General features: G+C 49.5%; 1 protein-coding gene. It reads right to left on the reverse strand.

The window, feature by feature from the left end; genetic code table 11:
• Positions 1-468: IS66 family transposase (locus H6A13_RS13045; protein ID WP_204909956.1), on the reverse strand; the 468-nt coding region annotated here is incomplete at its 3' end.
• Between the last annotated feature and the right edge of the window lie 180 nt (positions 469-648).

Below are 648 nucleotides of genomic sequence, written 5' to 3' on the forward strand. Positions count from 1 at the left end.
GTGCTCTTCAACTGTGTAGACTGCCGGCTGTACCCGGACTCTTTTATAAACTTCATCCGGAAGCTGCTTCCAGCCAACAGCGCCGAAGATCTCCTGCAGCTTTTCTTCCGGAAGGGTATGGGGAATGACTTCCACGGGAAGATCCTTAAGATCTGCCTCGCGTTTTCCTTTTTTCTTCCGGCGCGTGACCTGGATCACATCCTCTTCGGCAGGTTCGACAACATAAAGTGTCTCTGTCAGAGCTTCCGCTTCGTTAAAGATGAGCTCCAGTTCCAGTTGTCCGGCGATCACATCCAGCTTTTCGGAAGAGCGCCCATAACGGTGATTGTTTGCAGACGCGATCTGCGAGGTAAGGCGTTCCATGTTTGTATTCAGCCTGGCCAGCTGGTCCTGCATGGACAGGATCACTGCCACGAGTGTTTCCCTGCTGAAACTATTCAGTTCTTCCGGTGAGTAGATCTTCGTCATGTTCGGCGCTCCTTTGTCTTGCTGGGACTATTGTACCGCAAACAAAAAGAAAAAGCGAACCGGACGAAAAATGAGTCCGTCATTCTCACCAACGGATAAACACTCTGAAAAGCCGAAAAAACTACTAGTTTTTTCAGTTTTTCAGAGTACTTATCCACACAGCAGCTGATCGCTGTGGAG

Source organism: Mordavella massiliensis (assembly GCF_016902415.1).
GTDB lineage: Bacteria > Bacillota > Clostridia > Lachnospirales > Lachnospiraceae > Merdimonas > Merdimonas faecigallinarum.